The following is a 17,650-nucleotide window of genomic DNA, read 5'->3' as shown; positions in this document are numbered from 1 at the left end:
TGACAGCGGAATCATTCACCCTCCGCAACCAAATTGGGAGCGGACTTCATCGCACGCTGATGCCGATTCCAATGAGAGCGTCAATGGCCACCGGCTGGCCGGCATTGAGCGCGGGATGGAAGCGCCAGGTGCGAACGGCTTCGAGCACGGTTTGGCTGTACGGGGAGACACCTTCCACCACGCGCGCGTTCTGAACATGTCCGGTGGCGTCGAGCAGACAAGAAAGCACAATGCCTGGGCCGCGTGTGGCCGTAGGAACGTCCGTGCTCAGCGGATCAGGCGGGGTGAGCTCGCCCCTGTACCTGGCTGAAGAATCGTGTTCGGCAAATTGGAAAGTCGCCATGCCTGCCGCTGTCTGGAAGTAGATGGTGTAGACCATCTGGTTTTTGAAGGTTCCATAGGAGTTCAGGCCGCCGCCGGAACGCCCGGTAGCAACCACTACGATCGGTGCGGGTTTTCGTGGCGGATCAGCCGGGTTGCGCCGTTCAGCGGGCGGCGGAAGCTTGGGGCCGAAGCTGTCGAGGGAAACCACGCCTGCTTGCGGAGAAGGTGTCTCTCCGCCAAACCTGTCCAGCGAGACCACGCCGCCGTGCACGGTCACTCCAGGGCTGAGATTGGGAGCGCCGGTGGCGGCGCCTCCTGGGCTGCCTGCGCCGGACGTTGCGTCTGATCCGGGTTCCCCATGGGGTTTGGCCGCGCCATGGCTGCTGCCAGCTGCGCCAGGACTAGGAGCAGCGCTGCGCGTCGTGACGCCATTGTCTCCCGCCAGTCCCGGATGTTGACGGCCCTGGGGAGACATGGCCAGCGAACCCGGAGTTCCATCGGCGGGCACGGCGATAACGTTGCCAGGCTGCGTTGAGATAACCACAGTCGGAAGCCCACTTGTACCGGCTGTGTTTCTCAGTTGTGATAGATCAGCTGCCGGCTGTGCTTCAGTCGCCTTCGCCGGCCGGGCGATTTTCGACTGCACCTTTTGTAACTCAACGGGCTGCGCCTGCAACTGAGGCAGGGAAGGATAAGCTGCGGGAATACGGGGCAACGAGTTGGATGTATTTCCCAACTGCGACAGTTCAGCCCCCGATTGTCGTTCAACCCTTTTCGCTGGTAGCGCAATCTTCGACTGCACGTTTTGCAGCTCAACGGGCTGCGCCTGCAACTGAGGCAGGGAAGATGACTGAGCTGTGGGAATGCGGGGCAAAGAGTTGGCTGCATTTCCCAACTGCGACAGTTCAGCCACCGGTTGTGGCTCAGCCCGCTTCGCCGGCCGCGCAATCTTCGACTGCACGTTTTGCAACTCCACGGGCTGGGGCTGCGCCTGTAGTTGGGGCATACCAGACAACGGCGCCTGAATGATTGAGAGAAGATTGGCCGTAGGTCCCTTTACGCGCGCCAGGGCGGGGTCGGGCGCGTCAACCACCTTGTTTTTGATTACTGACCCGCGAGAAATCCGGATGGTCTGCGTGGGATGAAAAAACTCTTGGCTGTTCGACGACGCGGTCGAAGGCGCGCTTCCGCGGCTGTCTTCCATCTGCGGCAGTGAAGGCGCTTGATAGTAAATTGCAGTGTAGTTGCTGGGGTGTTCGTCCAATACCACGGGCCAATCCAGCGGGAGCCGGGGGAGGGCCCACACCAAGATCGCAATAATAAGGACATGAACAGAAGCGGAGGCCGAGAGCCAGCGCGGCGATATCTGGCCAATCTTGCGCTCAATCTTCAGCGGAGCGCGTCGCGGTTGCAACGCCGCGCGCAAGTTGCCGGGAAATTCCTTCCACCGGGAAGGCAGGCACACGAGCAAGGTGACTGCCGGTATCGGCGTCGCTCGCTTAGCGGCTCTAGGCGGAACGAAGGCGGGGCTCGCCATGGGCGTCCTTTGCGGTGGACTTGATCTCGATCACGTCTCCAACTTTGGTTCCCGTGTTCCATGCGGTATGTGCCGGCAACTCAAGCACGGTTGCGGATTCTATGATGACGGGCGCTACCCGCCAGGGACGCACGTTGTCCTCCACGCGAATCACCCGGCTCTCCCGATCCAGGTACAAAACGTCAATCGGAAAACGCATAAACATGGTATGGACGCCGTGGCATGGTCTGATCCAAAGCCCGAGTCCACTGTGGAAAGTTGAGCCGGCGGTTCCCATGAGCCCAAGCAATCGCTGAAAGTGCGTGTCGGCAACGCGCAAGTCGGTAGCCAGGAACGCCTGGCGCGTCACATTGAATGCGTAACCTGTTTTGTCAGTGGCCAAGGAATCTCCTCTCAGGTTCTTTCTCGCAGGCCGTACGCAGCGATGACAATCGCGATGATCACGAGCAAAATAACGAGTTGGGTCAGGTTGATCATTACTTGTTCAGCTCCGGCAGCACGGTTCGGATCAGTTGAATGACGGCTGGTCCGAGGGTGACGAAGAATATCGGTGGAAACACAAAGAACACCAGGATGGGCACCATTTTGATGGTGGTCTTGGCGGCGGCCTCTTCGGCGCGCTGACGGCGCTCCACGCGTAAAGCGTCAGAATGCACGCGCAACGCCTGTGCGATGCTGGTGCCGAAACGGTCGGTCTGCAGCAGGACGGCCACCAGAGCGCGCACGTCGTCAATGTTCACGCGCGCGGCGAAGTTCCGAAGCGCCTCGGCCCGCGTTTTCCCGGCCTGGACCTCCAGAGTGATGTACTGGAACTCATCGCTAAGCTCGGGATGCACGAGTCTTAATTCCTCACCAATTCTTTGCAGCGAATGGTCCAGGCTGAGCCCCGCTTCAACGCAGATCACCGCCAGGTCAAGAGCATCCGGCAGGCCCAGTTCAATGGCCCGCTGGCGCGCCCGGATTCGGCGTTTGAGCAGGAAACGGGGCAGGAAGTAGCCGAAGATGCCCGCACACAGCACCAGCAGCAACCGGTCAGAGCGGAATCGAGTCAGGCCTCCCGCAATGGCGATGCCGCCAAGTAGCCCGAGGAAGCGCAACCCGTAATACATGGTGAGGTAGCGAGGATCACGCATTCCCGCTTGGATGAGCCAGCTACGGGTCCGCGATGTGTCCGCTGCGGAGCGCGGTAGCATCCGGCTCAGAGGCTCCAGGGCCTGTTCTGCCCGCTGTTGAACGTCCGCTCGCGGAGAGCGCCGGAGGTGCCGGCCCAGCAGGACCTGCAACCGCTCCCGTACGCCGTTGGCTGGGACCACGGCCGCCGATGCCAGAGTAAAGATGGCCACGGTCAGCGACAAGAAGAACGCGATGAGAAGCACAGAGGTAATCATGATTACACCTTGATCTCGATGATCCGGCGGATGAACAGAAAGCCGATCACCTGCAAGCTGATCCCGAGAGCGATCAGGATGTGTCCTAGTGGGTCATAGAGCAGGGGCTTCATGAACCCTGGGTTCACCAGCGCCATGAGGGTCACGATTCCTGGCGGAAGGATCATCAGCACAATCATTGTCATCCTTCCCTGAGCGGTAAATACCCGCACCTGGCGCAGGATGCGGAAGCGCTCGCGTATCACGTAAGACAGCTTGTCCAGGATTTCCGCCAGGTTGCCGCCGGTTTCGCGCTGCAGCAACAGCGCGGTGACCAGAAACTTCACGTCAATCAGGGGCATGCGTTCCGAAAGGTTGAACAACGCGTCCCGCAGCGGCAAACCGAACTTCTGCTCGTCGAATATCCTGCGGAACTCGCCGGCAACCGGCTCGGGCAACTCGGTCCCGATCATCTCCAGCGCCGTGGTAAAAGGATGGCCGGCGCGCGATGACCTGACCAACAACTCGATGGCCTGAGGGAACATCACTTCGAACTTTCTGAAGCGCCGGTGGCGAAGGAACAGGACCCACACGAAGGGAATGGTGACTCCCGCGATGAGGCCGCCCGCGGCAAAGAGCACCGAATCGGTGGCAAAATGGGTGACGCTGAAACCGAAGCCGCCGGCGCAAGCGCACACCAGCAGGAACTTTCCCGCCCGCAGCTTCAGGTCGGCCTGCTCCAGCAGCAACTGCAGCCGCGTGCTGAAAGACCAGTTGCTCAGCATTTTGTTGAGCGCGGGAATGCCGCTCAGCAGTTCGTCGCGCAAGATCTCCAGTTCAGCTGTAGGGGTCCGGCGGGATGCGGCCTCGACGGCTTTGAGCCGGTCCCGCAGGACCTGGACCTGACTGCTGCCGCGGTCCATGGCTGCGCCAATCGCCAGCACGGCGATCATCACGGCGAAAAATAAAATGGCGAGCAGTGCAAACATAACGCCTCCTAGACTGCGATCTCCGAATCGAATAGGACCGGGGGCAGTCGCAACCCTGCGGCTATCAGGCGCTCGGAAAATCTCGGACGAATGCCCGTGGTCTTGAACACGCCTTTTACTTTTCCCGTTTCCGTTACGCCGCGGCGCTCAAACAGGAAGATGTCCTGCATGCAAACCACGTCGCCTTCCATGCCGGTGATTTCGGAAATGTTGGTGATCTTCCGGGTGCCGTCGGCCAGGCGAGACATCTGCACCACGGCTTGAATGGCGGAAGCAATCTGCTGGCGGACCGCGCGCTCGGGAATGTTGAGGTTGGCCATGGAAACCATGGTCTCAACGCGGCTGAGCGCGTCCCGCGGCGAGTTGGCATGGACGGTGGTGAGAGAGCCGTCATGACCGGTATTCATGGCTTGCAGCATGTCCAGGGCTTCATCGCCGCGGACCTCGCCGATGATGATCCGGTCCGGCCTCATGCGCAGGCTGTTGATGAGCAATTGCCGCTGCCGCACCGCGCCCTTTCCTTCGATGTTAGGAGGACGCGTCTCCATGCGCACCACGTGCTCCTGCTTCAATTGCAGTTCCGCCGCGTCTTCAATGGTGATGACGCGCTCAGTCACTGGAATGTAGCTGGAAAGGATGTTGAGCAGAGTCGTCTTTCCTGTGCCAGTGCCGCCGGAAATGATGATGTTAAGCCGTCCTTTCACCATGTTCTTCAACAGTTCGAGCATGGGCAGGGTCAGCGAGAGGTTATCAAGCAGGTTCTGGCCGGTAAGCCGTTCACGGCCAAAACGCCGTATGGACAAGACCGGTCCATCGAGCGCCAGGGGCGGAATAATGGCGTTGACACGGGAACCGTCAGGAAGGCGAGCGTCTACCATGGGCGATGATTCATCCACGCGGCGGCCGACCTGCGAGACAATCCGGTCAATGATCTGCATCAGGTGCTGGTCGTCCTTGAACTTCAATTGTGTTTTCTCCAGCTTTCCCGCGCGCTCTATATACACCTGGTCATGGCGGTTCACCAGAATGTCAGAGATGCTGGGGTCTTTCATCAGCCCCTCGAGCGGGCCATAGCCAAAAATCTCGTCCAAAATCTCGCGCGACAGGCGCTCGCGTTCGTTGAAGCTCAAGGGAACGGCTTCCGCGGCGATGGCATTGCGGATGACCACCATCACTTCGGCGCGGACAGCCTCATTCGCGTTTTTCCCCAGTTTGGCCAGGTCCAGCCGGTCGAGGATCTTTCTGTGCAGGTCAGACTTGACCTGATGGAAATCGGTTGTTTCGAGCATGATTGTCTCAGCCATTGGATTCGTTCCTCATAATGATGAAGCTGTCCGAAGCAGCCAGCCCCTGACTTGCGGCTCCTGTCCGTCCGCGGCAAGCAGGCCGCCCAGTTCGAAGTAGCATCGGGCAAGATCGTTGCGTTTTTGCAGTACCACGGGAACACCGTGTTCGATGGAGCCGGCAACCAGGGCGTACTGGTTGGGGATTTTCAGCAGAATCTTGGTTTGCGTGGTTTCCTCAATGTCAGAATCGCTGAAGGGCTTCTTCTTATAACGATTCAGCACCAGCTTGGTCTTTTGTTCCGCAGGACTGCCGGCAAGAAACTCATGTATTCGGGCCGCGCTCCACAGGCAGGCCAGATCGGGATTGGCCACCAGCAGCACGCTGTCAGAGAGGTCGCACAAGGCGCGGACGGCCGGATCCAGGCGCGTGGAAGCATCAATCACCACATAGCGATATTGGTTGACCACCACGTCAAAGAGGCGGGCAAAGTCGGTTGGTCCGCATTCCGTGGCATTGACCCCAGGATGCCCGGCCAGGAGGTGGAGGCCGCTAGCATGGCGGGTCATGAAGCCGTCCAGCAGCGCCCCATCCAGGCGGTGCAGATTCTGCAGCGCGTCCAGCATGGTGAACGCTGGTTTTACGTTGAGGTGGAGTGACACGTTGCCCAGCGGCGCCATGTCCAGCAGGGCGGTGCTGGCGTGTTTTGCTGCCAGGGCCAGCGCCAGGTTCACGGCCACGGTGGTGGCTCCGCTGCCGCCTTTGGCGCTCAACACCACAAAGACGCGGCCCCGCACTCCGGGAAACCGGACCTTGCGTTGCGAAGAAACCAGGCGGTGAAACGCATCCAACAGATGCTCAATGGTGGTGGGACGCGGCAGGAATTCTTGCGCGCCCGCGCGCATGGCATTGACGATGAGCTGCGATTGGCTCATCTCGCCCACGGCGAAAATCGCAGACTTGGGGCAGGTCGCGTGAAGCATTTCGATGGTGCGCAGCGCCGCGGGCGTATCGTGAGGCACCAGATCCACGATCACCACGTCAGACCCCAATTCCTGGATACGGCGCGCCACGGGATCTTCGCTGCTTTGCGGATAGGCGCCGAATGAATGACTCATCCTCGCGATTGCGGTGCCATCCGCAAGCACCTGCAGGAGGGCTTTTTGGTCTTCATCCGTAGTAAGTACGACAACCGAAAGTTCTGGCATGACTATCCTCAGTGTTTGATCAATTGCACAGGCACGGCAGACGGACCCGTGCCGGTTCCACCCGAACCGCCGCCGGAACCTCCTCCACCGCCGCCCGATCCCGACCCGCAGGGTGTGGCGTTCACCACGTGGACCTCAACAAAGTCTTTTTTACCGCCACCCTTGCCCCCGGTGCAGACATTGGCGTTGCCCATGCCGTCCACGAACATTTCCACGTACCCGATCACTCTCGCGGTTTGTCCGGCGGTTCCCGAGCCGATCGGGTGGTTGCAGTTGTCCCAAACCGGCACGGTTGACAATGCCCGGCTGGTGTCAACGATGGTCCCTGCAGGTGTTTCATACTGGCCGACATCAACCCAGGTATCCGGGGGATCGCCGATCAAATCGCCCACACCCTGGTTGGTAGGGCCAACCATGTCACCGGTTTTTACCGGGTAGTCATGCCCGCAAGCGATGACGCTTTGGTCCGCTCCGCACGAGACGTCATTCAGGCATGAAGACCACACGCAACGGTAGGTGCTGCCGCCGCTGCCGAAATCCAGGGAGAAGAACTGGCCGGGAGAAAAATCGCCCTTCTTTACGTCAGCAGGGTTGGTGGGCCGTATGGTGGCACACGTGCCGCTGTACTTGAAATTGCCCAAGGTGTCCTGCGCCCAAGAGGAGAAGTGGCCGGGGTTGGCGGGATCAAAGAGGATTTCGCCGGCGGCGCAGGCAGCCGCAGTGGTCGCCTGCGTACTCAGCACGGTATTGGGGATGTAGATCGGCTTGACGCAGCGGCTGCCGCCGGCCGTCTTGGAGGCTTGCGCGGTGGCCTGCGTTTGCACCGATACGTTTGCCACCCCGAAGCCCCGGGCAAAGAAAGTGCCAATGCCGTTGTCACCCAGCCGCGAAACCGTGACCGTGACCCGGCGATTCGCAGTGTCCACCACCACGTCACTGGGGGCGATGGTCACGCTTTGGTTCAGGATTTTGTTCGTCGCCGCGATGGCGATGGCCGCTTGCTGGGCCGCGGCCGGCTGGGCCGCGGTAGGGGAGTTCACAAAAGTGTACGCTCCCGCCAGCGCAGCTGCGTCAGCCGCATGCTGTGCGCTGGTCCGGGCGGTAAAGAACACCCCCAGATCAATGCACAGCGCGGCGACCACCAGCAGGCCGATCAGCAACAGGGCCACCACCACCAGCGTCATGCCGCGTTGCGCCCGTCGCTTGGCATACGTCATGGCTTTCCGCCTCCTCCATGCGGGGCATCGAACTTCGGTTGGTCAAGGAAAGGTTTCGGCATGGGCGGACCTGGAGGCATCTGGGTTGAAGGCGCGACCCGGTGCGCGGTCACCATCACCATGAGTTCGGTCTTATTCTTGGTGATTTCCTTGCTGCGGAACAGGTAGCCCAGAATGGGAATGTCCCCGATTCCTGGCATCTTCGATAGGTTGGTAGTCAGGCGATTGTCCAGCAGTCCGGCAATCACAAAGCTCTGCCCGTCCTGGAGTTCCAGTTCCGTGGAAGCTCGGCGCGTGGTGAGAGCAGGGATGCGGAAGCCCCCCGAGATGATTCCATTGGCAAAGTCCAGCGAGCTGACTTCGGGCTTCACCGTCAGGTGAATGTTGCCGTTAGGCATGATGACCGGCGTAAAGTTCAGCCGCACACCAAACTCTTTGTACTGCACGGTAATGGCCCCAACCGTAGCGCCGGCCTGGGGGACGGGGACCGGAAACTCGCCGCCGGCCAGAAAGCTGGCCTCTTTGCCGTTGACGGCGATCAGATTGGGCTCAGCCAGGATCTGCAGCAGGTTTTTCTGTTGCAGCAGTTTCAACGTGACTCCCAGGTTCAGATCGGGCCGGAAGAGGAACATGTTCAGCGGATCAAGCCCGGTAATCTTTGACACAAACCCGGACAACGGACACCCGATACAATTCGTGATGTCCGTGGAGCTGCCTACGTTTCCAAATTGCCCGGTGGTGGTGCTGCCGATGTTCCCGCTGGCGCCTGTAGAAAGGATGTTGGCGCCCAATTGGAAGACGGCCGCGCGATCAACCTCTGCAAAGCGGACTTCCAGAAGCACTTCTTGTGCGCCCACGGGGCCAAAGGTCAGCACGTTGATCACGCTTTTCGAATAGGCGCCGGCAATCGCGCCGGCCCGGTCCGCCGTTTCCTTATCTACCACGCTGCCGGAAAGAATCAGCGCGTTGCGCGAAGCCGACACGTTGATTTTCTCGCCTGGCATCAGCACCCGAATCTGGTCCGCGGCGGCCGTGATATCCACGTCAACCCGAAGATCGAAGCTGCGGGAACGTTCTTGATCGTCCCAGACCACCAGTGTCACTTCTCCCGGAGCGCGGCCATGAATCATCAGTTGCGATGGCGTGACCACCACCGCGTCCGCCACCAAAGGGTCGGTGATGGAAACGCGTTTGAGGCGGTCGGTGGTGTTGATGATGATTGACTTGCCCACCATGACACGCAGTGGGGCCGGGGATTCCACGACCGACTGCTGTGTCGGGCCTCCGGAGACCGCCACCGGCTCTTGCGACGCCTGCGGGCCAGCCGACTGGCCTGCAAGCCGCAAACCTGGAGCGGCGATCAGAAGGGAGAGAATGAATGCAATATTTCTGTTCTTCAATTTCATGAGCGTGCCTCGCTTACTGTTCGAATTTCGTAATTTCGCGCTTGTCGCCGCGGATGACCTCAACCGTATGAGCGGCAGCCGTAGGTTCCTTCAGCTTGACCACCTTGACGCCCTTGCCCACCTTTGCCGACGGAGCGGGAGCAACCGCCCCGTAAAGCGCCTGTTTGTGCGACGTTGCGGTGACCTTTCTGTCAAGGTCGGTAGGGTTGCGCAGTGCCAGTTGAATTTTTCCCTCAGCGCTTGCCAGGGTCAGCAGCTGGGCGTCCGCCGGCGAAACCAGCAGCGTCATCACGGGGACGTCCTGTGGTTTGCCATCCGCGTCCCGCTGCAGCTTCTTGCCCGCCGCCAGCACGGGAACGTCTTGCAGCACGGTAGTGGTCGCTGGTTCTGATCCGTTGGCCGGAGTGCTGGTGACAATCACATCAACGTGAGTGCCCGGACCGACAAACCCGGCAACCGATACCACTTCATTGACCTTGACGGACACCGCGCGCATGCCCGCCGGAATCATCGAGGGCAGACCGGCGCCCGCGTCATCTCCCGCCACTTTGTTGCCAAGCACGAGTTCATTGGCCTCTATGGGAACAATCACTCCATGGCCGACCACGCTGCTTATGTCATGGAACGCGCCGTTCGGGAGAGCAGCTGTGCCCGGTATCGCCACTAGGCGGAGATCGGGAGCGGTGATTTTCTGCCCCACGTTGAGGTCATGAGCGGCAACTACCACCTGGGTAGTAGCTACCGCAGCCGAAGCTGTGGAGTGCCGCACCATGTCCAGAATTTTCCAACTGACCAGGCCTGCGACCAGTAGCGCGACAAGGCCGACCAACAGAAACTTTTTGCGATTCATACCTTCCCTCCACATCTTCAAGAATTGAAATTTCTGAATTGTGCCGAACCCTGCAGCGTGTACGTACTGGGCACTCCCAGCCACGTAAAAACCGCCAGGTAATTCAGCGTGTATGTGCAATTGACCGTTACCTGCGAGGCGGTCATTGCGGCATAGCCTGCCGGCATGGCGACCGTGACCGACTGGTTGATGACAACGTTGGTGTCCGGATTACTGATGGTGACATTGTTCTGGGCGGCGTAAGCAACCACTGCGGCCCTGATGTCCGCTATCTTTGAGCTTCCCTGGTTCTCCGGCATCACCGAAAGCCTTGCGCCCTCGCGCGCGGCATTGTTCAGCACCACGTGGGTCCGCACCAGTTGCGAGCCTTCCAGGACCAGCATGAGAATCAGAATAAGGAAGGGGAGCAGTAGCGCCAGTTCCAACATCATGGTCCCGCGCTGCTTCGCCGCGCTGCTAGTTAGTTTCATTGCGCATCTCCGAATAAGCGGTGATGTTCACGGGGCTGAACGGAACGAAGTAGAAGGTATAAGGCGACACCACAGTTACCTGGGTGTAGGTGACGGTCACGTTATTGACCACCTGGGTAGCAACGGGGTTGACTTGCACACAGGGAAGCGTTTTATCCCGTCCGCTGTCGGCACAATCGGACGCGGGTCCCTTGAGGCTGGCGGCATCCAGGAAGACTGTGACGTGCGCCAGCACTTCGGCGCTCGAAGGCAGCGTGCCGGTCGTCGGGTCGGGGGCAACGGCGTAGCGGGCGCCTTCGCGCGCCGCATTGGTAACGCTCTGGTAAATACTGAAGATGCGGCCAAACTCCACGGTGCCCAAGAGCAGCGTAAACAAGGCCACTGCGGTAATGGCCGCTTCCGCGATCGTGGCGCCGCGCTGACCTTGTTTTTTCACCGCAGCACCACCACGCAGATGATTCCCAGCGCCGCTGCCACGCCGAAGGGAATGCCCAGCAGGGCCTTGTTGTTGATTTGGATGTCCGGATGAGGACGAAGGCCGTTGCTGGCGAAGTGCTTGAGCAAGTGCCCGATGTTGCGAAAGGTTTGCAGGAACATGCGCCGCCGGATGATGCCCACCAGCGCCATGATCCCGGCTACCGTGATGGCAACCTCAACCGCCAGGACCCAGTTTGCAAACCCCAGTATGGCGCCCATGGCCGCGATCAGCTTTACGTCACCCCCGCCGATGGCCCGCAATTCGTAAAGTCCCAGACCCAGCCCGAAGCCCAGAGCAGCCGTGGCCAGCGCTGACCAGAACCCGCCGTAAAATCCGTGGTAGACCAACCCGGCCGCCAGGCCAGACATGGTGAGAACGCGCGGAATTTTCCGCCATATCACATCATCCACTGCGGCCGTAATCGCGAATGCCAATACAAATGCCTGCCACATACCAACCTTCCCAGAACCTAAGACCCCAACACACTGGTTGCTCTGCTGAACGCGGCCACGATCTGGTCTTTGAAGAGACCGATCCCGGTGACGATGGCGATGCTGACGAGAAGCAGCAGGAGCCCGTATTCGGCCAGGTCTTCCCCGTCGTCGTCCGACCACAGCAAGCGAATCTCTTTGTTCATACATTCCTCGCGGAAACACCCAGATGCATTTCACTAACCCAGAGGTATCTGCAATCTGAGTGCCGAACTGCATCCGTCACGTTCTTTGTGTAACACGAGAGTCAGGAGGAGACAGCAGTCTTATGAGGTTCAAATGGAATTGGTTTTTGCGGGGAAATTCAGGAGGAAAGCCGGACAGAAGAAACCGGGTGCGTTCAGCCAAAAGCCAAGCGCGCCCGGAATTTGTGGAAAACTCAGGAGGCCAGTGCGCTGGTCGCTGCGCTAAAGGCCGCTATGATCTGATCTTTGAACAGGCCGATGCCAATCACCAGGGCGACCGCAATTAATGCCAAGAGAAGGCCATATTCAGCCAGATCCTGGCCGTCATCTTGGTGCCACAGTTTACGAAGGGTCTTCATCTTCAATTCTCCAATCTGCGCTGAAGCGCTTCTCGGATCAACCGCAATTCGTGGGCCACTGCTTTAGTGCTTAAGACGTCATCCGTGGATCTCAGTGGCATACCACGATCTGGGCGGCTTCGGGCCGCCCAGACTTGGTGGATCTTAGGAAGCCAGTGCGCTGGTCGCTCTGCTGAACGCCGCTACGATCTGATCTTTGAACAGGCCGATTCCAATCACCAGAGCGACTGCAATCAATGCCAAAAGAAGTCCATATTCAGCCAGGTCTTGGCCGTCATCTTCCTGCCACAGTTTGCGAAGCATTTTCATCTCAATTCTCCATGTGCGCTGAAGCGCCGCTTTGAAGAACTGCAATTAACAGGCCATATGAAATTGCCCTTGAACTCAAGAGTGCATGACCTGTATCACTTGCGATGTGTCTCGAAAATCGGACACCTATGCTGTTTCCATTTCCAAATCTAGGACACCACGGTTCCACGTTCCCGAGAACTCCGAGAACGTGCAATGGGGTATTTTGGCACTCAGAGTGCAGTTGTCCACTGCTATGCAACTTGAGAGAATTACCGAATCTCACCGTGATCGCCGCAGCGACTGGGCTGGCTTTGCGTTTTTTGCCGGCTGGACGGCCGTCAACTTCATTCTGGCCGCTGGCGTGTTTCGCCGCACGCCGGCAGTGGCCATCCTGCTGGTGCCAACGTTCGTGCATGACGCGGTCATCGCACTGGCGTTCCTGTTTCGCAAACCGTTGCGGAAACAAGCAGAAGGATGGGCGCCCCGCGCGGCCGCCTACGGGGCCACGCTGCTGGTGCCGGTTTTCTGCTTCGTCGGCGGACGCTGGTTCCCGGCATGGATGGCGCCTTCATCGCCATCACTTTTCACCACGGGGATCGTCCTTTGGATGCTGGGCGCGTACCTGGGGCTTTGGAGTGTGATTCGTCTGCGCCAGGCTTTCAGCATTGTTCCCCAGGCGCGCACCCTGGTGACGACTGGACCGTACCGCCTGGCCCGTCATCCGGTGTATGCCAGCTACCTGCTGCAGTATGCCGGCGTGGTGCTGTCACATCTGACACCGGCGCTGGTGCTGGTGTACGTCGCATGGCTGGGAGTGGTGACAGTGCGCATGTCCTATGAGGAGTCCGTGCTCTCGGCCGTTTTTCCCGAGTACGAAGATTATCGGCGGCGCGTGGGGCGGTTCATGCCGCGACTGACTTGGGCACGCAAGTCCAAGCCGAAGGGAGCGCCCGCGCAGGTTGTTGAACTTGCTCCAGCCGCCAAGCGGTCGGCATGAATGTGAGTTCCAACGCGGCCGCGGTTACACCGAAAGGGACCTCGGCCGGCGCCAGCATGGTTTCTGCTGCTTCGCGTCCTCTGCCGCTCTGGGCCCGGCTGTTCATGCCGTCCATCGCCGATATTGTTTTTGTGGCGCTGCTGTGCGCGATCTTCGGCTTCCTGGGAACGCAACTCCTGGGCGACGCGGACATTGGCTGGCACATCCGCAATGGCCAGCACATCCTGTCAACCCACTCAGTCCCCATGACCGATTACTTCTCTTACACCATGGCGGGACAGCCGTGGTACGCGTGGGAGTGGCTGTATGACGTGCTCGTCGCCGGTATTCACTCGGTTGCCGGACTCAGCGGCGTGGTGCTTCTCAGCGCCTTGATCGGCGCCATGACCTTTGCGCTGCTGTTCCGCGACGCGATGCGCTCCAGCGGCAATCTGCTGGTGGCCGGCGGCCTTACCGCGCTGGCCGCGGTGGCGGCGTCCATTCACTTGCTGGCGCGGCCGCACATGGTCACCTGGCTGTTTACCCTGATCTGGTTTCAACAGTTGGACTCTTTTCAACGCGGCGAACGCAAGAGCCTGTTTCTTCTGCCCGCGCTCATGCTGCTGTGGGTGAACCTGCACGGCGGGTTCCTGATGGGAATTGCTGTCACGGCGCTGTTTCTGGCCGGCAACGCGATGACGTGGATCATCACTTCCAACTCGGAGAGCCGCAGCCAGGCTCAGGGACGCATGCGCCATCTCGGCCTGACACTGCTTCTCACGCTCGGCGTCACATTCATCACTCCTTATGGATTCCGCTTGCATGCCCACCTCTATGAGTACCTGGGCAGCAAATTCATGATGAACAACATCCAGGAATTCCTGTCACCGGACTTCCACCTGTTCCAGGTGAAGGCTTTCGCTCTGTTGCTGATCCTGGCAATGCTGGCCTTGGTCTTGCAAAGCAGAAAAGTGAGCGTGATTGATTTCCTGGTGATTGCCTTCAGCGCCTGGATCGGCCTATACGCGGTGCGGAATATTCCCATTGCGGCCATGCTGCTCACTCTCACCGTGGCGCCGATGCTGGGAGAAGCGTTCCGCAACGGCGGGCAGAACATCGGCATCGCGCCCTGGCTGCGCAACCTGGCGACGAAGATTGACCGCTTTTCCGCGCGCATGCAGGTGATGGACCAGCGCTTCAGAGGACATGTGCTCTCCGTTGTCGTGGCATTGCTGCTGGTCGCCGGCGCGGCGACGCGCGGGGCGTCCGCGCTGAATGCCCAAGCGCTGCATTTCGATGACAAGCACATGCCGGTGCAGGCCGCTGAATTCATGGCTGCCCACAATATCCGCGACCACTTCTTCGCCCCCGACAACTGGAGCGGCTACTTGATTTACCGCCTGTATCCGGACGTGCGCGTAATGATGGACGACCGGCACGACTTCTACGGCGAGAAGTTCGTCCGCGAGTACCTGAAGGTGGCGCAAGCCGCTTATGGCTGGCGCGACGTGCTGAACTCCCACCAGGTGAACTGGGTGCTGGTCCCGCCGGATTCTCCGCTGGCCAGCACGCTGAAGGAAACTACGGATTGGAAGGTTGTCCACGATGATGGGACGGCCATACTTTTCGAACGGACAGCGCCGCCCGCGGTTCCAGGAACTGTCCAGCGGCAACGGTGAACGGCGCATGGTAATGCTGCGGCGAGTGCTCTGTTAGTTGCTGTTGGGCATGGATTGCAATTAGGTCTCAAGATGCTCCGGAAAATTCTCGTACGGTTGGCGCTGGTGGGCATGACAGCAGTCTTGTTCATGCAGGGGCGGCAACTGGCCTTGCGCGTTGAACCGGTGGATTTTACCGCCTTCTGGACGGCTGCGCGGCTGGCTACCGAAAACCCATACTCACATGAAAAAGTGCTCAGCCTTGATCGCACCATCGGGTTCCAGCGCCCAACACCTTTTCTGATGTGCAACCCGCCGTGGACTTTGCCGCTGGTGCTGCCCTTGCGGTATTTTAGTTATTCCAACGCATTCGCCCTGTGGATGCTCACCAGCATTATCGTGGTAGCTGCCGGCACGCTCCTTCTTTGGCGCTTCTATGTTGGAAAGCTTTCGCCCGCTGCTCTGTTGCTGGCCATGACGTTTGCGCCGGTGCTTGCCATGTTGCGCGTTGGCCAACTCACCGCGTGGCCGTTCCTGGGCATTTGTCTTTTCCTTATCAACGTTGAACGTCGCCGCGATTGGATTGCAGGCGCATCGCTCTTGTTCGTCTTCTTCAAGCCACACTTGTTCCTGCCCTTCCTTGCGTGTCTTGGGTGCTGGATTTTGTGGAGCCGGCGTTATCGGGTCCTGGGCGGGATAGCGGCGGCACTCGCGGTGGCGTCAGGGCTCGCGATCGCGGTGAACCGCGACGTCTTTAGCTTCTATACTGAAGCGATGGCCGATTTCACCAAGGCGGGGCAGGCGCCGACGCTGAGCGTGCTTCTGCATGCTTTCAGCGGCAGCGTGCTTCTGGCAATGGTGCCCGTGGTTGGAGCCATCGCGTGGGCGACTTATCACTGGTGGAACCGGAGAGAGCGGTGGGAGTGGAGAACGCAGCTTCCAGTCCTGCTTCTGGTTTCATTGGTCAGCAGTTACTACATGCTTATTTACGATGAAGCGGTGCTGCTGGCAGCGTTGGTTCCCGTGGCCGTGATGGGTGGCCGGCGCTTCTGGATCCTGTTTGCCACCGCCAATGCCGCTTGCCTGACCTTTCTGCTGGGATCGCCGGAGTGGCTGCCCAGGGCGGCCATCTGGTCGTTGAGCTTCTGGAGCGCCAGCGGATGGTGCGCGGTCTATCTGCTGACGCGTCTTGCAATGCGCACCAGGCCGGCCAGTGGCTTGCAACCAGCGGTTGCGCCAGAATATCTCCGCCAACCGCCGGCGCCCGCAAGGAAGACTTGATGACAACGGACCGCAGCCAGATTGCCGTCATTACAGTATTGCTGCTGCTGGCGTCATTCACTAGTTGCTATTACTTTCTGGGAATCCTGGTCCCGGAGGGCCGGCGTGTCTCGTCATTCCAGATCACCGGCTACGGATCAGATCTGCAACGCTCATGGATTGCCAGCCGTGAGGCGCTGCTGCACCACGGCGACCCGTATTCGGACAAAGTCACGCGGGAAATTCAAGATGCAATGTACGGCCCGACTTTGACCAGCGCCGCGCGGGCCCAACAATACGATGAGCAGCGCTTCGCTTACCCGTTATTCACCAGCATCCTGCTCCTTCCGGTACTGGCGATTCCGTTTGCGGTGCTTCAACCGCTGGCGTCTGTTGTGCTGGCGGCCCTGATGGTTTGGAGCGTATTGCTCTGGTCGGACGCTCTGGGGATTTCGCTGAATTCTGGCAGTGATTTGCTGTGGGCCGGCCTGCTGATGGTCGGGATCCCCGTGGTGCAAGGCGTGTCCCTGCAGCAACTGGGCTTATTGGTTTGTTTTCTGCTGGCGGCCAGCATGTATCTGGTGGCGCGACACAGGCTGCTTCCAGCGGGTGTGTTGCTGGCGTTTGCCATGATGAAGCCGCATCTGGCGCTCCCCGTGGCGCTTTGGATGGCGATCTGGGTGATTGGAGACTGGCGGCGCCGCTACAAGTTTGCGATCGCGGGCGCGACCGCGATGGCCGTCCTGATGATTGCCGCTCAGGTGTTGCAGCCGGGATGGATCACCGAATGGCTGGGCGTGCTGCAACAGTATCGCCGGTACACCCAGGGCCGCTCGCCAATCGAGATGCTGGCCGGAAACCGTATTGGGGCGGTCATGATCACCCTGGGCATGTGGGCGGTGGTGGCATGGGTCTGTTTCACTCTCCGGAAGAGCTTGCCGCGCACGCCGGCCTTTGCCGCCGGGCTTTGTCTGGCGCTTGCCGCCGGCGTGGTCAGCGGTCCCAACTGGCTGTTTCACAACCAGGTGATCCTATTGCCGGTGGGCATGTGGCTGTTGGTATGGGGCAAGAAGTTCTTGTCCGGCGCGCAGCGGCTCTTGCCGTTCGCCTGCCAGTTCATTCTGATCTGGTATGCAGCTTCAGCCGCGGTGATTGTTTACGCTTACTTTGCCGGGCTCCGCAGTGAGAACCAGCTTCTGCTCGGCTTGCCATTTCTTTCCATCTTCCTGGCGCCGCCGTTTTTCTTTGGGGCCGCACTGCGGTCGGCCGTGTATATCAGCCGGCGCCAGAAATGATACCT

At 59.9% G+C, this 17,650-nt stretch carries 19 protein-coding genes; 4 read left to right on the top strand and 15 right to left on the bottom strand.

The window, feature by feature from the left end:
• Positions 1-46: 46 nt before the first annotated feature.
• The 15 genes from LAO20_15525 to LAO20_15455 form a co-directional block, all read right to left on the bottom strand.
• On the bottom strand, positions 47-1,861 hold the full coding sequence (locus LAO20_15525; GenBank protein ID MBZ5532839.1) for an energy transducer TonB: 1,815 nt from the start codon (positions 1,859-1,861) through the stop codon (positions 47-49).
• On the bottom strand, positions 1,833-2,243 hold the full coding sequence (locus LAO20_15520; GenBank protein MBZ5532838.1) for a DUF192 domain-containing protein: 411 nt from the start codon (positions 2,241-2,243) through the stop codon (positions 1,833-1,835). The genes LAO20_15525 and LAO20_15520 overlap by 29 nt, the downstream gene beginning before the upstream one ends.
• 94 nt (positions 2,244-2,337) lie before the next feature.
• Positions 2,338-3,249: a type II secretion system F family protein gene (locus tag LAO20_15515; protein ID MBZ5532837.1), complete on the bottom strand. Its 912-nt coding sequence runs from the start codon at positions 3,247-3,249 to the stop codon at positions 2,338-2,340.
• 2 nt (positions 3,250-3,251) lie between these two features.
• Positions 3,252-4,217 (bottom strand): type II secretion system F family protein, encoded by a 966-nt coding sequence (locus LAO20_15510; protein ID MBZ5532836.1) that lies wholly within the window; start codon positions 4,215-4,217, stop codon positions 3,252-3,254.
• Positions 4,218-4,225: 8 nt separating this feature from the next.
• Positions 4,226-5,521 (bottom strand): CpaF family protein, encoded by a 1,296-nt coding sequence (locus LAO20_15505; protein MBZ5532835.1) that lies wholly within the window; start codon positions 5,519-5,521, stop codon positions 4,226-4,228.
• 12 nt (positions 5,522-5,533) lie between these two features.
• Positions 5,534-6,709: an AAA family ATPase gene (locus LAO20_15500; protein MBZ5532834.1), complete on the bottom strand. Its 1,176-nt coding sequence runs from the start codon at positions 6,707-6,709 to the stop codon at positions 5,534-5,536.
• An 8-nt stretch (positions 6,710-6,717) separates the two neighbouring features.
• Positions 6,718-7,926: a hypothetical protein gene (locus LAO20_15495; protein MBZ5532833.1), complete on the bottom strand. Its 1,209-nt coding sequence runs from the start codon at positions 7,924-7,926 to the stop codon at positions 6,718-6,720.
• Positions 7,923-9,332 (bottom strand): pilus assembly protein N-terminal domain-containing protein, encoded by a 1,410-nt coding sequence (locus LAO20_15490; protein MBZ5532832.1) that lies wholly within the window; start codon positions 9,330-9,332, stop codon positions 7,923-7,925. The genes LAO20_15495 and LAO20_15490 overlap by 4 nt, the downstream gene beginning before the upstream one ends.
• Before the next feature lie 13 nt (positions 9,333-9,345).
• Entirely contained in the window at positions 9,346-10,182 is an 837-nt protein-coding gene (gene cpaB, locus LAO20_15485) for a Flp pilus assembly protein CpaB (GenBank protein MBZ5532831.1), read from the bottom strand.
• Positions 10,183-10,199: 17 nt separating this feature from the next.
• A complete protein-coding gene (locus tag LAO20_15480; GenBank protein ID MBZ5532830.1) occupies positions 10,200-10,652 on the bottom strand; it encodes a pilus assembly protein in 453 nt (150 codons plus the stop codon).
• Positions 10,639-11,088, bottom strand: coding sequence for a pilus assembly protein (locus LAO20_15475; GenBank protein MBZ5532829.1), 450 nt, complete (start codon positions 11,086-11,088; stop codon positions 10,639-10,641). Before LAO20_15475 ends, LAO20_15480 begins: the two co-directional genes overlap by 14 nt.
• Entirely contained in the window at positions 11,085-11,582 is a 498-nt protein-coding gene (locus LAO20_15470) for an A24 family peptidase (protein MBZ5532828.1), read from the bottom strand. The genes LAO20_15475 and LAO20_15470 overlap by 4 nt, the downstream gene beginning before the upstream one ends.
• Positions 11,583-11,599: 17 nt before the next feature.
• Positions 11,600-11,767: a hypothetical protein gene (locus LAO20_15465; GenBank protein ID MBZ5532827.1), complete on the bottom strand. Its 168-nt coding sequence runs from the start codon at positions 11,765-11,767 to the stop codon at positions 11,600-11,602.
• A 233-nt stretch (positions 11,768-12,000) separates the two neighbouring features.
• Entirely contained in the window at positions 12,001-12,165 is a 165-nt protein-coding gene (locus tag LAO20_15460) for a Flp family type IVb pilin (protein MBZ5532826.1), read from the bottom strand.
• Between the two features lie 144 nt (positions 12,166-12,309).
• Entirely contained in the window at positions 12,310-12,474 is a 165-nt protein-coding gene (locus LAO20_15455; protein ID MBZ5532825.1) for a Flp family type IVb pilin, read from the bottom strand.
• A gap of 235 nt (positions 12,475-12,709) precedes the next feature.
• Here LAO20_15455 and LAO20_15450 point away from each other — a divergent pair, with 235 nt between their 5' ends.
• From LAO20_15450 to LAO20_15435, 4 genes are all read left to right on the top strand, one after another.
• Positions 12,710-13,453 carry an isoprenylcysteine carboxylmethyltransferase family protein gene (locus LAO20_15450; protein ID MBZ5532824.1) on the top strand — a complete coding sequence of 248 codons (744 nt, stop codon included), beginning with the start codon at positions 12,710-12,712 and terminating at the stop codon, positions 13,451-13,453.
• Entirely contained in the window at positions 13,450-15,111 is a 1,662-nt protein-coding gene (locus LAO20_15445) for a hypothetical protein (protein ID MBZ5532823.1), read from the top strand. The genes LAO20_15450 and LAO20_15445 overlap by 4 nt, the downstream gene beginning before the upstream one ends.
• Before the next feature lie 111 nt (positions 15,112-15,222).
• On the top strand, positions 15,223-16,371 hold the full coding sequence (locus tag LAO20_15440; GenBank protein MBZ5532822.1) for a DUF2029 domain-containing protein: 1,149 nt from the start codon (positions 15,223-15,225) through the stop codon (positions 16,369-16,371).
• Positions 16,371-17,645, top strand: a complete 1,275-nt coding sequence (locus LAO20_15435) for a DUF2029 domain-containing protein (protein MBZ5532821.1) — start codon at positions 16,371-16,373, stop codon at positions 17,643-17,645. The genes LAO20_15440 and LAO20_15435 overlap by 1 nt, the downstream gene beginning before the upstream one ends.
• Positions 17,646-17,650: the final 5 nt, after the last annotated feature.

The organism is Terriglobia bacterium, from assembly GCA_020072815.1.
Classification (GTDB): Bacteria; Acidobacteriota; Terriglobia; order Terriglobales; family Acidobacteriaceae; genus Angelobacter.
The sequence above is the reverse complement of the archived record's forward strand: the minus strand, read 5'-3'. Positions and strand labels throughout refer to the sequence as shown.